The following is a 19292-nucleotide window of genomic DNA, read 5'->3' on the forward strand; positions in this document are numbered from 1 at the left end:
CAGCAAACGGCTAGCTAAACCCATGGAAGTTGACCCCACGGACCTGCCACGAAGCCTGCGGCAGGAAATTCTGTTCGCTCGGGAACGCGTCTACCGCTTCGGTCAGGCCACTCCGTTGGAGAGACTGAAGCTACCCGGACCCGGCCCGGAAATCTGGGTCAAACGCGAGGACCGATCGGCCATCAAATCCTACAAATGGCGCGGAGCCTGCAATCGCATGGCCCTCCTAACACCTCAGGAAGCCCAGCGCGGCGTCGTCACCGCGTCGGCCGGCAACCATGCCCAGGGTGTCGCCCTCGCCGCCCGCACCTTGGGCATCAAAGCGCGCATCTACATGCCGCTCCCTACCCCAAAGGTCAAACAAGCCGCCGTGTTGCACCATGGCGGCGAATTTGTGGAAATCATCTCTTCCGGTGATAGCTACGATGAAGCGATGCAGGCCGCACGCGAGGATGAAAAGCAGTCCGGCGCGATCTACGTCCATGCCTACGATGACCTTGCCGTTATGGCCGGCCAGGGAACCCTTGCCGACGAAATCGTCCTTTCCGGTCACGGCCCGTTCGATGCCGCCTACCTTCAGATTGGTGGCGGTGGACTCGCCGCAGGTGTCTCCACCTGGTTGAAAACCTACTGGCCCGAAATCCACATCACCGGCGTGGAAGGCATCGGCCAGGCATCGATGAAAGCCGCCATCGAGGCGGGCCACGAAGTCGCGCTGGATCAGGTCGACCTGTTCTGCGACGGCACCGCTGTTAGACAAGCAGGCAGCCTGCCATTTCAGATCTGCAGGGACAGCCTCGACTCCATCGAAACCGTCAGCAACCCCGAAGTCGGGCAAGCCATCCGCGTCCTCTGGGAAGGCCTGCGCTGTATCTCCGAACCGTCCGGAGCGATGGGCCTGGCCGCCGTCCTCAAGAACCGCGAAAAACTCGATGGCAAACGCGTGCTTGTTGTCCTTTGCGGTGCCAATATCGACTTCCTCAAGCTCGGTCTCATCGCCCAATCGCTCGGCTCCGCAGGTCAAAGCAGCAGGACCCTCCAAGTCCAAATCCCCGAGCGACCCGGCACCATGCTCAACCTGCTTGATAGCTGCTTCTCGGGAGTCAACATCGTCGATTTCCAGTATGGAAAGACTGCAGAAAATGAGGCCTGGCCGATCTTCACCCTCCAGGGGGCCGACAGCGCCGTCCTCGACGGCGTTCTAACAAAGCTCAACGCCCAAGGTTTCGACTGGCGCGATCTCACCGGAGCTGTCGACGTCTCCTTCCGCTCCATCCCCCTCCGCTCCGACCTGCTTGAGCACCCCGCATTCCTCCGACTGGATTTCTACGAACGTCCCGGCGCCCTGCACGACTTCCTCGCCCAGCGGATTCAGGGCAAAGCCAACCTTTGCTACTTCAACTACCAGCAATCCGGCGAACGCATCGGCCGCGCCCTGATCGGACTGGATTTCCCGTCGACTGCCGAACGCGACGCCCTCCTGCAACAAATTCCCAATCAGGGCGAGGGATACCGTCTCTGCGAAGTCCTCGATGACGCCACATGCCAGCGCCTCACGGGATCGAACTAGATGGCATCTTCCAGAAACCGGATTGCCCGCTGGCCCATCCAGAAGGCCCCCCTATCCTTCGTCGGAAATCCGACATGACCTCCAGCCTTTGGCGACTCGAGATAGAAGTACCTACTTTCATCCGCCTCCTCCTCAGGGAAACAACCCGGCCCCAAAAAGGGATCGTTCCGAGCGTTGACCATCAAGGCGGGAATACGGATTCCACTCAGATACTGCCTTGAACTACTACGTTCCCAGTAGTCTGCCGCATCGCGGAATCCGTGGAGTGGTGCGGTGTAGCGGTTGTCGAACTCCCGGAAGGTCCGGATCTTCTCCAATCCCTTCGGATCCAGATCATCAGGAAACAGTACATGCTTCCTGCGAACCTTTTCGGCCAAGGTCTTGATGAAACGCCTCATGTAGACTTCTCGATTGAAGGCCGTATCAAGCGTGCGCGAGGAACAGGCAAGATCACATGGCACCGAGAAGGTCACCGCCCGGCCCAACACTGGCGAGACTTCGGCACCTCTTTCACCCAGATACTTCAGCGTCATGTTCCCGCCCAGACTGAAGCCGATCAAGTCGATCTTCTCAGCCGGGTGCACATCCAGCGCGTGCTCGATCACTGCTGAAAGGTCCTCCGTCGCTCCGCTGTGATAGAATCTCGGCAACCGGTTCAGCTCTTCGCTGCACCCGCGGTAATTCCACGCCAGCACATCCCAGCCGCGCGGACTCAGCATCCGCGCCATGCTTTGGATGTAGCTCGCACCCGCATCGCCCTCCAAACCATGAGAAAGGATCACCAGCTTCCTGCGACCGTCCCGATGCCATTCCAAATCCAGAAAATCGCCGTCCGCCAGCTCCAGCCGCTCCTTTTCCCGCGTCACCCGCTCGGCTTTCCGATAAAGTGCCGGAATGATCGTCTGCAGATGCCCACCCGGCATGGAAAGCGGCGGGCGGTAGCTGGAGTCAGAAACAAGCGGCATCGGTGCACGCGGCTCTACCCGCCCGACCAGTTGTGCTCAAGCCCGATCCCTCGATCTCCGCAAATTCTCCCATCAACAAATCAAGATACGATGATTTGACTCTTGAAGCCTGGGCTCTTCTGCCTAGGTTCGCGGCATGCCGCGCCCCGACGCCACTGCCGATCTCACCAAAGCCCTTGAACAGCGAATCCTGGTCCTCGATGGTGCCATGGGCACGACCATCCGCGGCTATGGACTTGAGGAAAGTGACGCCCGTGGGAAACGCTTCGAGAAAAACGACAAGGATCTGCTCAACAACGGCGACATCCTTTCGCTGACCCGCCCGGACGTCATTGCCGATATCCACAAGCGCTTCCTCACCGCCGGATCTGATATTTTTGAAACCAACACCTTCTCCGGCACTTCGATCGCCCAGAGCGAATTCTTTGTCGAAGACCCTCGTGAAAAGGGAACCGGACGCAAGGACCCCGAGTTCTATCAGAAGGTCCTTGATGACCCTTTCCTGAAAGAGCTCGCCGCCGAGATCAACATCGCCTCCGCCCAGCTCGCGCGCACCGTCGCCGATCAGGTTGCCAACGATACCGGCATCGTGCGCTACGTCGCGGGAGCAATCGGACCGATGACCGTCGGTCTCAACAACGCCGCCGTCGATGCCAACGACCCCGGCTTCCGGAGCGTCACTTTCGACCAAGTCTACGAAGACTACAAACGCCAGATCCGCGCGCTCGTCGAAGGCGGCGTCGATATCCTGATGGTCGAAACCATCTTCGACGCACTCAACAGCAAGGCGGCTCTCGTGGCAGCTCAGGACGTCTTTGAAGAAGATGGCTTCAAGCTCCCGATCATCATCTCCGCCGCCGTCGGAATGGGAGGTGAAACGATGATCTCGGCACAAAAAGTGGAAGCTCTTTGGAATGCCGTCGCGCACGTCAAGCCGCTCGCTGTCGGTCTCAACTGCTCGCTTGGTCCCGACCAGATGCGTCCCTTCATCGAGGAGCTCTCACAAGTCGCCGAGACTTTCGTTTCCTGCTATCCGAATGCCGGCATGCCCGACGCGCTGTCCGCCACCGGCTTCCCGATGCTGCCGAAGGACATGTATGGCCACCTCGGCGACTTCGCCAAATCCGGTTTCATCAACTTTGCGGGCGGCTGCTGCGGCAATACTCCCGAGCACATTGCCGAAATCGCCCGCGGTGTGCGTGACGTCGAACCCCGCAAGATCCCGAGCAACGAGAAGCTGCTACGTCTTTCCGGCACCGAGCCCTACAATCACACCACCGACAAAAACTTCCTGATGATCGGTGAGCGCACCAACGTCGCCGGCTCTCCGCGTTTCCGCAAACTCGTCCAGGAAGGAAAGCTCGAAGACGCCCTCGCCGTCGCCCGCCAACAGGTCGACAACGGCGCACCGGTGATCGACATCTGCTTCGACGACGGCCTGATCGACGGCGTCGACATGATGACCCGTTTCCTCAATCTCGTGCAGTCCGAGCCGGACATCACCAAGGTCCCGATCACGGTCGACTCTTCGAAATGGGAAATCCTCGAAGCCGGTTTGAAATGCATGCAGGGCAAGGGCATCGTCAACTCGATCTCGCTCAAGGAAGGAGAAGAAGCCTTTAAGTCGAACGCGCGCACCATCAAGAAGTTCGGAGCCGCCGCCGTGGTCATGGCCTTCGATGAAAACGGCCAGGCCGCGACCTATGAAGAAAAGATCCGCATCTGCGAACGCGCCTACCGCATCCTCGTCGACGAGGTAGACTTCAATCCGCAGGATATCATTTTCGACCCTAACATCCTGACCGTTGCCACCGGCATCGAAGAACATAACAACTACGCCGTCGACTTCTTCAACGCCACCAAATGGATCAAGGAGAACCTCCCCGGCGCGAAGGTCTCCGGCGGAGTCTCGAACGTTTCCTTCTCCTTCCGCGGCAACAACCCTGTGCGCGAGGCCATGCACTCCGCCTTCCTCTTCCATGCAGGAAAGGCCGGCATGGACATGGGAATCGTTAATGCCGGGATGCTCGAAGTTTACGATCAGATCGAACCGAAACTCCTCAAGGCCGTCGAGGATGTCCTGCTCAACCGCGATCCCGAGGCCACCGAGCGACTGCTCGACATGGCCGAGGAATACAAGGGCGTCAAAAAGGAAGCCGCCGTGCAGGACCTCGCCTGGCGAGATGCTCCAGTCGAAAAGCGTCTTGAGCACGCACTGCTCAAAGGCATCGACTCCTTCATCGTCGAGGACACCGAAGAGGCGCGCCAGAAATACGACAAGCCGCTCAAGGTCATCGAAGGCCCGCTGATGGATGGCATGGGCGTGGTCGGCGACCTCTTCGGCGCAGGCAAGATGTTCCTTCCTCAAGTGGTCAAGTCCGCCCGCGTGATGAAGAAATCCGTCGCCTACCTCGAGCCATTCATGGCCAAGGAAAAGGAGATCAAGATCCTCGGCATCATCGAATCGCTACGCGAAGCCAATCCCGGAGAAGACGATGCACACCTCCGGATCATGGCGGAGAAGACGCTGACCGCCGGCCGTGTCCTGATGGCCACGGTGAAAGGCGACGTGCACGACATCGGCAAGAACATCGTCGGCGTGGTGCTCGCCTGCAATGGCTTCGAAGTCATCGACATGGGCGTCATGGTTCCCTGTGACAAGATCCTTGATACCGCGATTGAGAAGCAGGTCGACGTCATCGGTCTCTCCGGCCTGATCACCCCATCGCTTGATGAAATGATCCACGTCGCCAAGGAAATGGAGCGTCGCAAGATGACCCTCCCCGTGCTGATCGGTGGCGCCACCACCTCAGCAGCGCACACCGCCGTGAAGATCGCCCAGCACTACAGCGGTCCGATCGTTCACGTGCTCGATGCCTCACGCTCGGTTCCCGTGACGACCACGCTGCTTTCCGAGGACGGCAAAGACAGATTCGTCGCCGAGAACAACGAGAAGCACGAGAAGCTCCGTGCCAACTTCAACAAGAAGGCCAAACCGACCATTTCCCTTGAGGAAGCCCGCTCTAACAAGTCGGTCTTTGATTGGGAGAGCTACACTCCGGCCAAGCCCTCCTTCACCGGCACCCGCGTGATGGACAATCAGTCGCTGCGCGAGCTGGCCGACTACATCGATTGGACGCCCTTCTTCCACGCCTGGGAGCTTCGGGGCGTCTGGGATCGCGAGGCCAGGATCCTCAAGACCCGCAATGAAGGTGGAGCCGCCCAAGCCCAGGAACTTTTTGCTGATGCACAGGAACTCCTCGAAGACATCATCACGAACAAGCGCTTCACAGCCCGTGGCATTTACGGGTTCTTCCCGGCCAATGCCGACAGCGATGACATCACCGTCTGGACCGACGAGTCCCGCCACGAGAAGCGCGCCACGTTCCACACCCTCCGCCAGCAGATCGAAAAGAGCAGTGACAAACCCCACTTCGCGCTTTCGGATTATCTTGCACCGACTGGAGCAGACTACATCGGCGGCTTTGTCGTCGGCATCCACGGAGCTCACGAGTGGGCCGAGCAGGTGGAAAAGGCGGAAACCGACCCCTACAAGGGCATCATGATCAAGGCGATCGCCGATCGACTCGCCGAGGCATTTGCCGAACTCCTCCACCATCGCGCCCGCGTTGATTGGGGCTACGAACGGCCAAACGAGTTCAATCACAACGAGCTCATCAAGGAGATCTACCGCGGCATTCGTCCGGCACCGGGTTATCCATCCCAGCCCGACCACACGGAGAAACCGGTTCTCTTTGATCTACTAGAAGCACCGGAGAAAACCGGAGTCACTCTGACCGAAAGCTGTGCCATGCACCCCGGTGCGGCCGTTTCCGGCCTGATGTTCTCACATCCTGAAAGCCACTACTTCGCGATCAGCGAACTGCAGAAGGACCAGATCGAAGACTACGCCCAGCGCAAGGGCTGGACCATCGAGGAAGCCGAAAAGTGGCTCGGCCCGTGGTTGGGCTACACCAGCTGACCACTCTTGATATCGAGATAGTTCCGAACCGCTGCGATCCGGTTCTCGACGCCCAACCGTTGGAAGATGGCCTCCAGGTGCTTCTCGACGGTTCGTGGACTGATGTCCAGAATGGTCGCGGTTTCAGCACTCGTCTTCCCCTGTGAAATCCAGTTCATGATCTCCCTCTGGCGCTTGGTCAGCAGTGCGTTGAGCGCCTCGGTGGCAGCAGCCTCGCGATCGACGAGTGACAACACCAACCATATCTCGCCATCCCAGGCGGGCATGCAACTGAAGTCCATTGTGCCACCCCCGAGGTCGATTTCAAACTTTCTGAAACTGGAGGAAAGCGGTCCCACCCAGCAGTTCAAGAGCTCCTTGTTGAGCTTCTCCACCTTGTCAGCAGGCAGAGCAAAGAAAGCGTCATCCTCCCCCCACCAATCTTCCGCCGCCCTCAAGGCATCGTGATTGAAAGGCAGCACCTCCCCTCCCTGCTTCACCACGAACAAGGCCTGCCTTGAGCGAGGTGAATTTTTCACGTAAAAGTTCCTGATCTGCCGCCGGTCACCCTCCACCGCGATGAGCGAAGCAACCGAGCGGGCGGCCAATAGCAGCGAGTCGAAGATTCCGCGTTCCTCCGGAGAGAAAACTCCGTCGGAGCGACCAACAATCAACATGGTGGTGCGTTCATAACCATGGGCAAGCAGGCCGAAGAGATAGTCTTGCACCCCTTCCTGACCCTGAACGATCTGAAAAAACTTCGAACCCAGGAAGTCCTCAGAGTGCAAATAGTCTCGGACCGAAAAACCAAGCTCTCCAGGATTTGACAGGTCGACCTTGGACACCAAGGGAAAGCAGGAGAACGACTCATTGATCGCATCCAGATTTGCCTTCGCTTCTTTAGCGAATGAAGTCTCTCCGTAGATCTGTTCGACCCCATGCCCATCAAAGGTCACGAATATCAGTCCTCCCTTGCCGCTGATTACTTTCGGCAACCCTTCGGTGAGCAGTTCCGTGAGACGATCGAAGCTTTTCGCCCGATGGATCTCCAGGGCTAGTGTGAAATAGGCTTGAGAAAACACGGTCATTAGGAGGGGGAAATGGTTTCGAGCGGATTCCTGATGGAGGAAGGCGGCGGAAACCCTGAGCGCTGTCGGCAAGGTATCAAGGGTCAGCCGCGGCATCTGACCTCTGCACTAGATCGTGTGTCCGGCCTTGAGATCGAGAAACCGCCTGACAGCCGCAATGCGGTTCTCGACTCCGAGACGCTGAAACACCGCTTCGAGATGTTTTTCGACCGTGCGTGGACTGATATCCAGAATGATGGCAGCCTCGGCACTGGTCTTCCCTTCGGCAATCCAATCCATGATTTCTTTCTGGCGCTTCGTCAGCACCGCATTGACGGCATCGTCCGAGCTTTCCCCGCTACTTCCAGGAACCGGAGCCGCGATGAAGATTTCGCCATCACTCTTCGGCAGCGCGAAGACCTTCATCAATCCCCCACCGAGATCCACCTCAAGGCTCCTGAAGCTCGCCACCACCGGATCGTCCCACGCCTCTTCCATCTTCGCCCTGATCATGGCGTAGACCTCATCGCTCAACATGTGATAAGCCTCGTCCACCCCCCACCAGTTCTCAGCCTGGCGAAGCGATTGGAAATTCATCGGGAGCAACTCCCGCGACGGAGCCAGGGAGAATAGCGAAATGGGAGCCCCCGCACTGGCACTCAAAAGAAATTTCCTGAACTGGGCTTCGACGCTCTGGCTGCTGATCCGTTCGACCACGGCTCTCGCCGTAAAGAGAACGGCATCAAAAACCTGGCGTTCGTCCTTACCGAAAACCCCATCGTTCCGGCATACCAAAAGTAGCGTGATCCGATTCCAAGCGACCGACAAGCGACCAGCCAGACAATCATTCGCCTGCATTTCCTCGGGCAGACCCTGATTGAAATCCGATTGCAAATACTCGCCAGGTTCAAGGTAGTCGCTCGCCGCAAATCCCAGATTGCCCGGATTCCCAAAGTCGACACTTCCTAACAGCGGGTGTTTCGGCAGCTGACAAGCCACCCGATCAAATTCATTTCGGGCGACTTCGGCATTTTTCCCATTACCCAGAATATCAAGCAGCACCGGACCCTCACCCATCAGCGCGATCGTCGGGTGATCGTCTTCAAACTGCTGAGGAAGCTGAGTCGTTAACAAATGCGCGACTTCACTGAAAGAACGACTTTCGTGGAGAGCTTGAACGAGTGAAAAATAGGATTTTCCTAGCATGATGAGTAGGGTGGACGGCGTCGTGACACTTGCGTATATCCCCGTAGGAGGCAACAAGCTTTGTCGGAAACAACCGACTAGAAGCCAGATTCGATGAAATTCCAGTAATCAGGCGTGCTGGGTTACAAACGCCCCAGAGGTCGCCCGATGAGGGCGAGCTCCGGGGCCATCGGCCTTCCCGGCAGGACTCTGGTTATTTTTTCTTTTTCCTCAGGAATGCTGGAACATCGAGGTCTTCGCCTTCGAAGACGCTCGGGCTGGCTCCTTCAAACCGGCCTCTCGGCCCGCCTTCAAAGCTGAGTTCAGCCTGAGGGTCGCCGGGCTTCCGGACAGGTTTCTCGTCGGACTTTTCGTCCGATTTCTCATCGGGCTTGTTGCCGGCCTTCTCATCGGCGTCATCGAGTGAGGACTCGAAAACATCCTCGCTGCTGGTCTTGGTCTCACCAGGTTTGCGCTTGGCTGCCTCCACTTTATTCAGCTCGGGAATGTGCGATTTCGTTTCCTTGGCTTCCTCGTCCGATTCGGCGAATGGAGGTTCATCGGGCTCGGTCACGTCCTTGTCCGAATCGATACCTTCCGTTTCCTCGTCTTCCTCGAGTTCTGGTTCAGCAAAGAACTCCGTCTCTTTTTCATCGCTCGGCTCCTTCTTTTCCTCGGGCTTTTCCAGCGGCGTCTCGGATGCCTCTTTGTCAGCCGATTGGAGCCAGGAGTCATCGTCAACCTCGGGAGCCTTGATCGAAATTCTCTCGGGTTCCGGCTCAGGTGCCTGCTCTTCGACCGCCTCCACGACATCGGGTTCTGGCTCGGTTTCAGGCTCGGCGTCGAAGCCCACGCTCGGTTCAAGTGTCGAAGTGGGAGCGATGGCCGCACCGGCTTCACCTCTCGGCTGGACCTGACGAAGCCGTTCTTCTGGCAAGGAGCTCACCAGCGTGATGCTCAATTGATCATTCATGCTCGGATCGATCGCCGCGCCGAACAGCACATGCGCCTTCTTCGGCACGAACTTGCTCAGGCTTTCCATCAGCAGCTCGATCTCAAACAGCGTCAAATCCTCACCGCCACAGAGGTGGACCAACACCGTTTCGGCATCCTCCAAGAGCGCCCCTTCATCCAGTAAGGGACTCGAAAGCGCATTGCGCAAAGCCTTCTGAGCCCTATCCTTGCCACGAGCGATGCCCGAACCAAACAGGCAGCGCGAACGAGTCGTCCGCAGCGCGCTCATCAGATCATCCAGACCGATATTGATCAGTCCCGGGCGCACCACCAGGCGGATCACTGCCTTGATGCTCTCCGAAATCATCCGGTCTGCGGCGGCAAATGCCTCGTGAATGCCCTGCTTCGCCAGCACCAACTCGCCCATACGGCTGTTGTCGAACGTCACCAGAGCATTCGAGAGAACCGCCAATTCGTTGAGGGCTGTCTCCGCCTGTTCACGACGGCGACGACCTTCGAACACGAAAGGCATCGTCGCAAACATCACCACAAACGCTCCCTCCTCACGGGCAACCCGCGCGACGATCGGTGCCGCACCGGATCCGGTACCGCCACCGAGTCCCACGCAGATGAAAACAATCTTCCGGCCCTTGAGTGCCGCACGGAGTTCATCTTCCGCCTCCAGCACCGCTTGGTTGCCCAGATCCGGATCACCACCCGTGCCGAGGCCCTTTGTTAGATTGCGGCCGAGCTGGATACGCTCCCCCGCCACCGAACCGGATAGCGTGCGGATGTCGGTATTGAGTGCCAGCAGTTCAGCCCCATCGAGGCCATCAAGGGCAACTCGATCGAGCATGTTTGCACCGGCACCGCCAAGTCCCACGATTTTCACCGAGGAAGTGGGAATGGTGTTCTGTGAGTCTTGTGGGAATTCAATCATGATAATCTTCGGTCAACGGCTAAACGGCCACAGTCGACCCAGCAGGCCGCGCTTCGGTGCGCGCTCGCTTTCGACGATCTGGGCATAACGGATCAGCCCGAGGGCTGTGGTAAATTGGGGGTCCTTGAAACTTGCCTGCACGCCACTCAGTTCCGGTGGCTCGGGGCGGTAGATGTCGCGGCCGAAAACCTCGTGCGCCAGCTCGCCAAAACCACGCATCAGGCTCGTGCCCCCGGCGAGAAAAACGCCGGTCCCCACCTGCTCCATGGCCCCCGCCGGCAGACGGCTGAGCAATAGACCCATGGTCTCCTCAAGTCGCTGACGAATGATGTCGTTCAGCAACTGACGTTTCACTTCCGCATCGGAAAATCCTTTCTCATCCACCACCTTCGCCGTGCCCACCGAGCGCGCCGGGTCGCCGGAAGCATCGCCTTCGCGCACCTTGAGGATCTCCGCTTTGGAAAAGGGCAGACCCGTGACGAGGTGAATGTCGTTGGTAATGTGATCACCGCCGACAGGAATGCAGCCGGTCGCTTCGATCACGCCATCCAGGTAGAGCGCGTAGTCGGTCGTGCCGCCACCGATATCGATCACCAGAGCACCCCGCTCACGCGCTTCACGATCCAAGGCGACTTGCGCCGTGGCGATGGGCGAGAACACCAGGTCATCCACATCCAGTGGCATCTCGCGCACGCACTTGATCTGGTTTTCAATCCGCGAGCGGATCCCGTGAACCACATGAAAATCAGAGTCGACGGTCTTTCCCGAAAGCCCGATCGGACTGCTGGCGTGTTCATAACCATCGACGCCGAAGCGGCGGATGATGTGGTGCAAGTAAACGTGGTCCTGGGGAATGGCCACCGAACGGGCAATTTCCTTTGCTTCGTTCACGTGCTCTTGCTCGATCGACTCCTCGCCATCGGGCAAGCGAAAGCTGCCGCGGTTGTTGACGCCCTGAATGTGGGCACCCGTGACCGCGAGAAAGACGGAACCGACTTCCACATCACTCGCATCCTCCGCCTTGACGAGTGCGTCCTTCACGCAGGCGCGCACTTGCGGGAAATCATAGATCTCACCCTTGCGCACCCCCACTGACTTACTCTGTCCGACTCCGAGAATCTTAACGGAGCCGTCCGACTTCACTTCACCGACCACCATGCAGATTTTGCTGGTTCCGATTTCGAGTCCGACGTGGATTTTGGTGCGAGCCATGGTGATAGGATGCCTTGAGGAAATTTGAGGGGTCAGCGTTCAAGCAGCCGGTTGAGATCGCGGTCGATCGCAGGACTTACTTTCACGGGTTCGGATGGAGACGGGGTGGATTCTTCGGTGATTCGGGCTTCTGGTGCAGGTTCGACGAAGATCGCCTTGGGTGCCGGAGGTTCCGCATAGGTGACGGGGAGGTTCCGGGTGCCGATCAAGGTGATGGTCGCAATGCGCGCGCCCTTTTCATTCGCGTGCTGCACCGCTGCAAGCAAATCACCCATCTGGCGCTTCAAATTATCATGACCGAAGGTCACTTCAGCCCCTTCGCGGGTCGTCATCCGACTCGCCCACGACTTGTGCTGCCAAATGGTATCGATCCATTCGTTCGCATCCGGAGAAAAGGAACCCGCCGCCGAGTAGAGTCTCATCCCCCTGACAAAATCCGGGTGATCCACTTTCATTCCAGCCTTGAGCGGCGTGCCACCCTCGCGCAACTCGATGACCGGCAGAGCCAAGGCCTCCTCATACTTTCCTCGCGGACAGGGAAATGCCGTGAGGGATTGATCCACCACCAAGCCGGTTTTGAGATCCCGCGAGCGGATCCCCTGCGACTCGCTCGCCACCCAAAGCATCGGTTCGCGAATGCTCACATCGACCAGCAAGGTCCCCGGATACTCGCGCCTCACCGTCGCAGCCGAGACCTCCGGCAGTGCCCGGAGACTCTCCTCGATCTGTCCGGCGTCGCAGTCAAACAGACTGCCGGTCGGGTCAATCCCGGTGACATTCAACAAACGGATTTCATCGATCGCCGGATTGTCCGAAAGCTCGATTCGCTGAAGCTTGAACTCGGGATTCTCCAGCAAGCCCTTCTCCACGCCCATCCAGAGCCCCCAACAACCCACCCCGAGCAGGGCCATCCAGAAGACCATCTTGAAGAGCATCGCAAAGGCGTGCCGCACATCGAACCAGAAGATTCTCGGCGACATCACATTCGCTTTCAGGATCTTCACCTGATGGCGGTTCTTCACCTTGGATGTCTTTCGTCTAAACATGACAGGAGATGGCACGCCCACGTGCCGCAAGGGTGAGGGTTTCAACAAGCGCACCCCACGTGCGGATCACGTTGGGAGAAAGAGATGGAAGATGGTGGATGGAAGATGAGGGATCACCGGAGTTCGGAAGCCCCAAGGACAAGAAATTCTTCAGCCCCGAAGGGATGCCCCCTACCAACCTAGGGCAAGGCCCCAGGTCCCCAGCTCCAAAGAAGTAGGAACCCTGAAGGGGCGATCCATGATCAGCAGACGATGTCACTCTTTCCGTCATCTCTTCCCTAATCCCAAACTCAATTCCGCGATCTTGATGCAAAGCGTGGTGAAATCCATGCCGCTCGCGGCCGCGCTTTTCGGCAACAGGCTGGTCTCGGTCATGCCGGGAATCGTGTTCGCTTCCAAAACAAAGGGATTCCCTTCGTCATCCAGCAACACATCAACCCGCGAATAAACCTCCACGCCCAGCGAACGGTGCGCCGCCAAGGCCGCATCCTGCACCGCCTGGGTCGTCGCCTCATCCAGCGCCGCCGGACAAAAATACTGACTCCCTTTCGCGCCACTCAGCCAAGGGTACTTGCTCGCCATGTCGTAGACGCCATCCGGCGGCACGATCTCGACCACCGGCATCGCGACATCATCGACCACGGCCACGGTCAGCTCACGACCTTTAACGAACTGTTCGACCAAAATCTCGTTTCCATACTTTGCCGCATCTTCCATCGCCGTCTCCGCCGCCGACGGATCTTTCACGATGTGCACGCCCACGCTCGATCCCTGACACGGCGCTTTCACCACGTAGGGCAAGGCCATCTGTGGCATCTTCACGCCGCCTGAGACATCGATGATTTCGGACGCCGGTGTCGGCACCTTGGCAGCCAGAAACTTCGCCTTCGCCAGGTTCTTATCGAAGGCCACCGCGCTGCTTTGCGATCCCGCACCCGTGTAGGGGATGCCACGTTCTTCAAGAATCGACTGCAACTGACCGTCCTCCCCGAAGGTGCCGTGGATGACGTTGAATGCCAGCCCCGTGCCTTCCGGCAACACAAAGTCAGCCCCCATCACATCCACGCCTTCCGCATCCAGGCCCGCGGCGACAAGCGCCTGGAGCACCGCCTTGCCGGACGCCAGCGACACCTCCCGCTCCGAGCCGGGCCCACCCATCAAAACCGCGATCTTAAGATTTTCTGGCAACATGATTAGAAAGAATACTCGTCTTCACCGATGATTTTCACCTCGGTCTCCAGTTCGATGTTTCGTTCGCCACGCGCTTTCGACTTGATCCGTTCGATCAGCCTCAACACGTCGCCCGCCACCGCGCCGCCGCGATTGACGATGAAATTTCCGTGCACATCGGAGACACCCGCCTTGCCCTCTTCGCAGCCTTTCAGACCGAGTTGATCGACCAGCATGCCGGCCGGCGTCTCGCCCGGATTCTTGAACACACAACCCGCGCTCGCCGCAATCGGCTGGCTCCCCCGGCGCTTCGCCCGCGACTCGTCCCAACGTGACTTGATATTCTCCGGCGTATCCTTCTCGCCTTTGAAAACCGCCTGCAGCGCGAAGTTCCTTCGCAGTTCCTGCACGTTGCGATACTCGGCAGTAATCTCTTCGCGACTCCGCGTGCGGATCTCGCCGTCCTCGTCGAGAAAAGTGACACTCACGACCTGATCGAAAGTCTCGGTGCCCATCGCACCCGCGTTCATGCGCAGCGCTCCGCCGACATTTCCGGGAATGCCCTCCATCCACTCGAAGCCGCCGATTTCTGCCGCCTGCGCCACACTCGCGAGCTTCTTCAGACGAACTCCCGCGCCCGCGACCACGTGGCCATCGTCGTTGACATGGCATTCACCAAATTCGCCACCGCTCGGATGAATCACCGCACCGCGGATGCCGCCATCGCGCACCAGCAGATTCGATCCACGCCCGACCACCCGCACCGCGATGCCGCGCTCGCGACAGTAGTCCACCGCTTCGGCAAACGCCTTGAAAGTATGCGGCTCAATCCAGAATTGCGCCGGCCCGCCGACCAACATGGTCGTGTGACGCCGCATCGGTTCGTAGAGCTTCGCGGAGACTTCATCGCTCGATTGCGATCCGACAATTCCCTCCAGCACCTTTTGGTCGCGAGCAATTCGCGTTCCCGGCTCATGAATGTTTCCAGCTCCCAGCGTGATCAATAGATCCCCTTCATCGAGGGCATTGCCGACCTTGTGATGGGCTGTGGCAATATCCGGAACCGAGGTCACCAGGCTGCCACCGTGCTTTTTCACCGCATCGACAATGGTCTGCCCACTGATTCCCGGAATCGGCTGCTCGCTCGCCGGATAAACATCCGTCACGAAAACCTCGTCCGCCTCCGCGAGTACCCGGCCGAAATCGTCAGCCAGAGCCTGAGTCCGTGTGAAACGATGCGGCTGGAACAGCACCACTACCCGGCCGGATTTCAACTGGCGCGCGGTCTGAATCGTTGCCGCGATTTCCGTCGGGTGGTGACCGTAGTCATCGACGATCCGCAGCTTTTTCGAGAGGAACTTCGTTTCAAAACGTCGACGGGCTCCGGCAAAGGTGTTCAATGCCCTGGAAACCAGAATGAAGTCCGCACCAAGTTTGTCGCAGGTCGCGATCGCTGCCAGCGCATTCAGCACATTGTGGCGGCCGGGGATGCCGAGTTCCACTTCTCCGAGTCGCTCCTCACCGCGAAATACGGCAAATGCCGTAGCACCGCGAAGCTCGCGGATCTCCTTGGCGGTGTAGTCCGAATTCGACCAGCCGTAGCTGACCGCTCCCTCGTGCTCCGCACAAACCGAGCGCGCGCCTTCGTCTTCACCACAGTAGACCACCGGTCCCCTGGTTTGCGAAAGCAGCGTGCGGAAAACCGCCTTGATCTCATCGAGATCGCGATAGTGATCGAGGTGTTCGGCTTCGATGTTGAGCACGATCGAACAAGCTGTGTTGTAAAGTGCCAGCGTGCCATCGCTTTCATCTCCTTCCGCCACCATCCACTCGCCCTCGTCGGACCAGCGGGCATTCTGACCCAGCACCGGGATCTCGGCGCCGACGTAGTGGCTCGGATGCAGTCCGGCCTCCCTTAGGCCGTGCGCGACCATTGCCGAAGTAGTAGTTTTCCCGTGAGTGCCGGAAACCACGATGCCCTTCTTGGTATTGAGAATGGCCGCCAGGCACTCCGCACGTCGCACCAGGCGAATTCCCTGCTCGCGAGCCGCGCTGAGGGCCGCGTTGTCCGGGCGAATTGCCGAAGAGTAAACGACCGCATCCGCGCCATCGACCGCCTCTGCCGTATGCGGCGAAGAGAAGCGCAGGCCGAGCTTTTGAAGACGTTCGGTTTCCGAACTCGTCACCTTGTCCGATCCGCTGACCCGATGCCCCATGCCCATCAGCAACAGCGCCAAACCACTCATGCCCGAGCCCGCCACTCCCACGAGATGGATTCGCAGCGGCTTCGAGAGATTTGTCAGACGTTGGGAAAGTTCGTTCATTTCAAGATTCAGCAATCAAACCACGGAATACACGAAACACACGGAAGGCTTGAAACTTGGAAACATTCATCTCCAAAGCTTCGGCGTAGCCGACTCCTTTTCCGTGTATTCGGTGTATTCCGTGGTTCATTTTAGAGTTTTCAAAATCGCATCGCAAACCCGCTCCGCCGCGTCCTTCACCGCGAGTTTTTCAAGAGCCGCCACCATCGATGACCGTTTCGCAGGCTCCAGCATTTCCGCCACCAAAGTCGCGAGCTTTGCTGAACTCAATCCGGATTCCTGCTCGAGGAATGCGGCACCCGCCTCGGCAAAGACCTTGGCATTGAAAGTCTGATGGTCATCCGCCGCGAAGGGAAAGGGCACCAGAATCGAGGGCAGCCCGAGATAGGCCAGCTCGGTCATGCTCGAAGCACCCGCCCGCGCGACCACCGCATCGCTTACCGCATAGGCTGATGGCATGTCGTCGCAAAACCCGAGCACCTTGTAGCCCTCGCGCCGACCCGCTTGATCGATCACGCGCTGTTCATCACCGGGGCCGGCAATGTGAAGCACCTGAAGTCCATCCGCGAAGGCCGCCTCCGCGACGATTGAATTCAGCTTTCTCGCTCCCTGGCTTCCGCCCATCACGAGCAGCGTCGGCTTCGCGGGATCCAGACCGAGCTTCGCCGCAGCCTCCGTCCGGCTCGGCAGATTCTTCAACTCTTCGCGCACCGGCGTGCCGGTCAGCACGCACTCCGATCCCGGAAAATATTCACGCGCCGCTTCCAGCCCGATGAACACCTCGCGGCACCAGCGCGCCGTCAGGCGATTTGCCTTTCCAGGCAGCGCATTCGAATCATGCACAAAACCCGGCACGCCCAACTGCTTCGCCGCATAGACCGGAGGCAGCGAGGTAAAGCCGCCCATCCCCAGCACCGCATCGGCCTGAAAATCCTTCACGATCCCCCGGCATTTCCCAATTGTCCGCCAGAGATCCCAGAGGAACGGCAGCATCTTCGGTGAAAGGGTCGGGGGCTTCGCCGCCGCCGGAATCGTCTCAAATCGATACTGCGAATACTTCCGCGATGCCTCCTGATCGATCTTCTTTTCGGAAACGAGCAGGACCACCTTGCCGCCGCGCCGCGTCCATGCCTCCGCCACGGCAAGCCCGGGGAAGAGGTGTCCTCCCGTGCCGCCGCAAGCGATCACCAACCCTGATTGCCCGCCATTTGATTCCATGAGTCTTGTCCGGTCGCCTCGACGACACTTTTTGCGTCAAGATCTGCTCGAAACATGCAACATTTCTTAATTATCAAGCAATACCCAAAACCCCAAAACCACGGGTTTTTCCGGCCTTAATCTCGAGAACCGGGGCGAGGCTCATTTCTTCATTTGCAGGCGGAGCCTTTCCTCGCCCTGCGATCCGGTGTGGATCACGGCCCGCCGATCCGATCCCGCCGTCTCCGCGAAAAGCACGAACTCGAAGTGCTTTCCACCGCTATCGAAATGGTAATTCACCAGATCATCAGCGCTCAGCGTCGGATGACCGCCGCGCTTGGTCAGCGCCATGTCGATCCCCTCGCGGCCATTGATCCCACGCCAGATCACCTCGGTGCAAACCTGCTTCGAAGCATCGGCGAAGTCGAAGAGGAAGTCATAGGCATCGCCGTGATACGAGAAAACCTCGGCCAGGAAAGCCACTCGATCCCGCTCGCTCAGCTTTGGCCTCAGAACCGCCATTCGGTTCACATGGGTATCCATCAGATAGCCGAGGTTATTGAAGATCACCCCCTCCGCCACCGCCTCAATGACATCGACATCCCTGCCATTTGATAGAGTCGCCTGATTGTATCTCGCCCCATTCAATCCCACCGCTTTTCGCTGGGCCGGACTGCCGATGTAAGTGATGCCGTGCTTGAAGCTGCCCGGAATGAAGACATCACTCATATAACCGGCCGTGTAGGTCAAAATGATATCACCCGGTTGCAGCAAGCGCTTCACCTGGGCATGCTGCTCGTCGGAAAAAGTGATCACCTTGACCGCCGGGTTCTTGATCCGGCTGACGTTCTTGAAAAGCAGTTTGCGAGCCTCGTAGGCCACATCACTCGCTTCGCCTTCCGTGGCACGCGCGAGGGCGGCAGCTTCGCTATGATCGAGGTCCTCTGAGAGTCGCTTGCCTTGCACTTTGGCAAGCGACGCCATCGCTCTTTGGCGATCCTCGGGCACACGCCCCACCAATGCAGAATACTCCTGATCAATAACTTGCAAATTCCCGACAAGCGATCCCCCATCACTCGTCGTCTCTTGCTCGAATAGATCCCAGGCGGCCTGAAGTCGCCGCGGAACATCCGGTTTGGTCACGCTCAGGTGCATTTTCCGGTAGCTTCCCTTGGGAATCTCGAAGCGATAGAATGCCTCATTCAATTTGGCGATCGCCACCGGATCACTGGCAAATTGCGCAACCAGTTCCGCACGGTGGTGAACGAGCAGGAACTGCGCGTCCGTTACCAACACATGCGCCGCCGCGCTTGTCGACTTATCAGGAAAAAGCGGCTCCGAATGCTTTCCCCCCAATGAACCCACCATGTCCGAAAGCACATCCTGCGCCGACACAAAGCGGAACAGCATGAACTCCATCCGCTCGCTCTCGCGCGCATTCATGTAACCCCGCGCCGTCCATCCCGACTTTTTCTCTTGGGAAAATTCCTCAAACTCGCGGCGAACCAGGGCCAATTGAGACGATACGCTCTTGAGCTTTGCGGGTCCGAACTTCAGCGCAGCGCGCACCTGCGCCACGCTCGTGAACTTGTGAGGACTGACCGCATCTGAGCTTGTCGACAGACATCCCGCTTGAAGCGAAATCATCGCCACACCGACAAGTCCAAGTAACGCGACGCCTCTCATTCCATTGCTCGGAAA

General features: G+C 58.6%; 12 protein-coding genes. 2 read left to right on the plus strand and 10 right to left on the minus strand.

The genetic code is table 11. The annotated features are described in order from the left end of the window. Positions 1-22 precede the first annotated feature (22 nt). Positions 23-1570 carry a pyridoxal-phosphate dependent enzyme gene (locus tag ACFQY0_RS17300; protein ID WP_379714977.1) on the plus strand — a complete coding sequence of 516 codons (1548 nt, stop codon included), beginning with the start codon at positions 23-25 and terminating at the stop codon, positions 1568-1570. Here ACFQY0_RS17300 and ACFQY0_RS17305 read toward each other — a convergent pair. Further along, positions 1567-2535 carry a YheT family hydrolase gene (locus ACFQY0_RS17305; RefSeq protein WP_379714979.1) on the minus strand — a complete coding sequence of 323 codons (969 nt, stop codon included), beginning with the start codon at positions 2533-2535 and terminating at the stop codon, positions 1567-1569. The genes ACFQY0_RS17300 and ACFQY0_RS17305 overlap by 4 nt on opposite strands. A 136-nt stretch (positions 2536-2671) precedes the next feature. Here ACFQY0_RS17305 and metH point away from each other — a divergent pair, with 136 nt between their 5' ends. Then, positions 2672-6517, plus strand: coding sequence for a methionine synthase (metH, locus tag ACFQY0_RS17310; protein WP_379714981.1), 3846 nt, complete (start codon positions 2672-2674; stop codon positions 6515-6517). On the opposite strand, the gene ACFQY0_RS17315 is transcribed toward metH, so the two are convergent. From ACFQY0_RS17315 to ACFQY0_RS17355, 9 genes are all read right to left on the minus strand, one after another. Next, entirely contained in the window at positions 6505-7584 is a 1080-nt protein-coding gene (locus tag ACFQY0_RS17315) for a response regulator transcription factor (RefSeq protein WP_379714983.1), read from the minus strand. The two genes, metH and ACFQY0_RS17315, sit on opposite strands and share 13 nt — an antisense overlap. A 108-nt stretch (positions 7585-7692) precedes the next feature. Beyond that, on the minus strand, positions 7693-8769 hold the full coding sequence (locus ACFQY0_RS17320) for a response regulator transcription factor (protein ID WP_379714985.1): 1077 nt from the start codon (positions 8767-8769) through the stop codon (positions 7693-7695). A gap of 193 nt (positions 8770-8962) precedes the next feature. Then, complete coding sequence (locus tag ACFQY0_RS17325) at positions 8963-10642, minus strand: cell division protein FtsZ (protein ID WP_379714987.1); 1680 nt, start codon at positions 10640-10642, stop codon at positions 8963-8965. Between the two features lie 12 nt (positions 10643-10654). Further along, positions 10655-11854: a cell division protein FtsA gene (gene ftsA, locus ACFQY0_RS17330; protein WP_379714989.1), complete on the minus strand. Its 1200-nt coding sequence runs from the start codon at positions 11852-11854 to the stop codon at positions 10655-10657. A 32-nt stretch (positions 11855-11886) separates the two neighbouring features. After that, positions 11887-12900 (minus strand): cell division protein FtsQ/DivIB, encoded by a 1014-nt coding sequence (locus tag ACFQY0_RS17335; protein WP_379714991.1) that lies wholly within the window; start codon positions 12898-12900, stop codon positions 11887-11889. A 267-nt stretch (positions 12901-13167) separates the two neighbouring features. Next, a complete protein-coding gene (locus tag ACFQY0_RS17340; RefSeq protein ID WP_379714993.1) occupies positions 13168-14091 on the minus strand; it encodes a D-alanine--D-alanine ligase in 924 nt (307 codons plus the stop codon). A 2-nt stretch (positions 14092-14093) separates the two neighbouring features. Next, a complete protein-coding gene (gene murC / locus ACFQY0_RS17345; RefSeq protein WP_379714995.1) occupies positions 14094-16394 on the minus strand; it encodes a UDP-N-acetylmuramate--L-alanine ligase in 2301 nt (766 codons plus the stop codon). 126 nt (positions 16395-16520) lie between these two features. After that, positions 16521-17612, minus strand: coding sequence for an undecaprenyldiphospho-muramoylpentapeptide beta-N-acetylglucosaminyltransferase (gene murG / locus ACFQY0_RS17350; RefSeq protein WP_379714997.1), 1092 nt, complete (start codon positions 17610-17612; stop codon positions 16521-16523). A 141-nt stretch (positions 17613-17753) separates the two neighbouring features. After that, positions 17754-19277 carry a YiiX/YebB-like N1pC/P60 family cysteine hydrolase gene (locus tag ACFQY0_RS17355; RefSeq protein ID WP_379714999.1) on the minus strand — a complete coding sequence of 508 codons (1524 nt, stop codon included), beginning with the start codon at positions 19275-19277 and terminating at the stop codon, positions 17754-17756. Positions 19278-19292: the final 15 nt, after the last annotated feature.

This window comes from Haloferula chungangensis, assembly GCF_042664875.1.
GTDB classification, from domain to species: domain Bacteria; phylum Verrucomicrobiota; class Verrucomicrobiia; order Verrucomicrobiales; family Akkermansiaceae; genus Haloferula; species Haloferula chungangensis.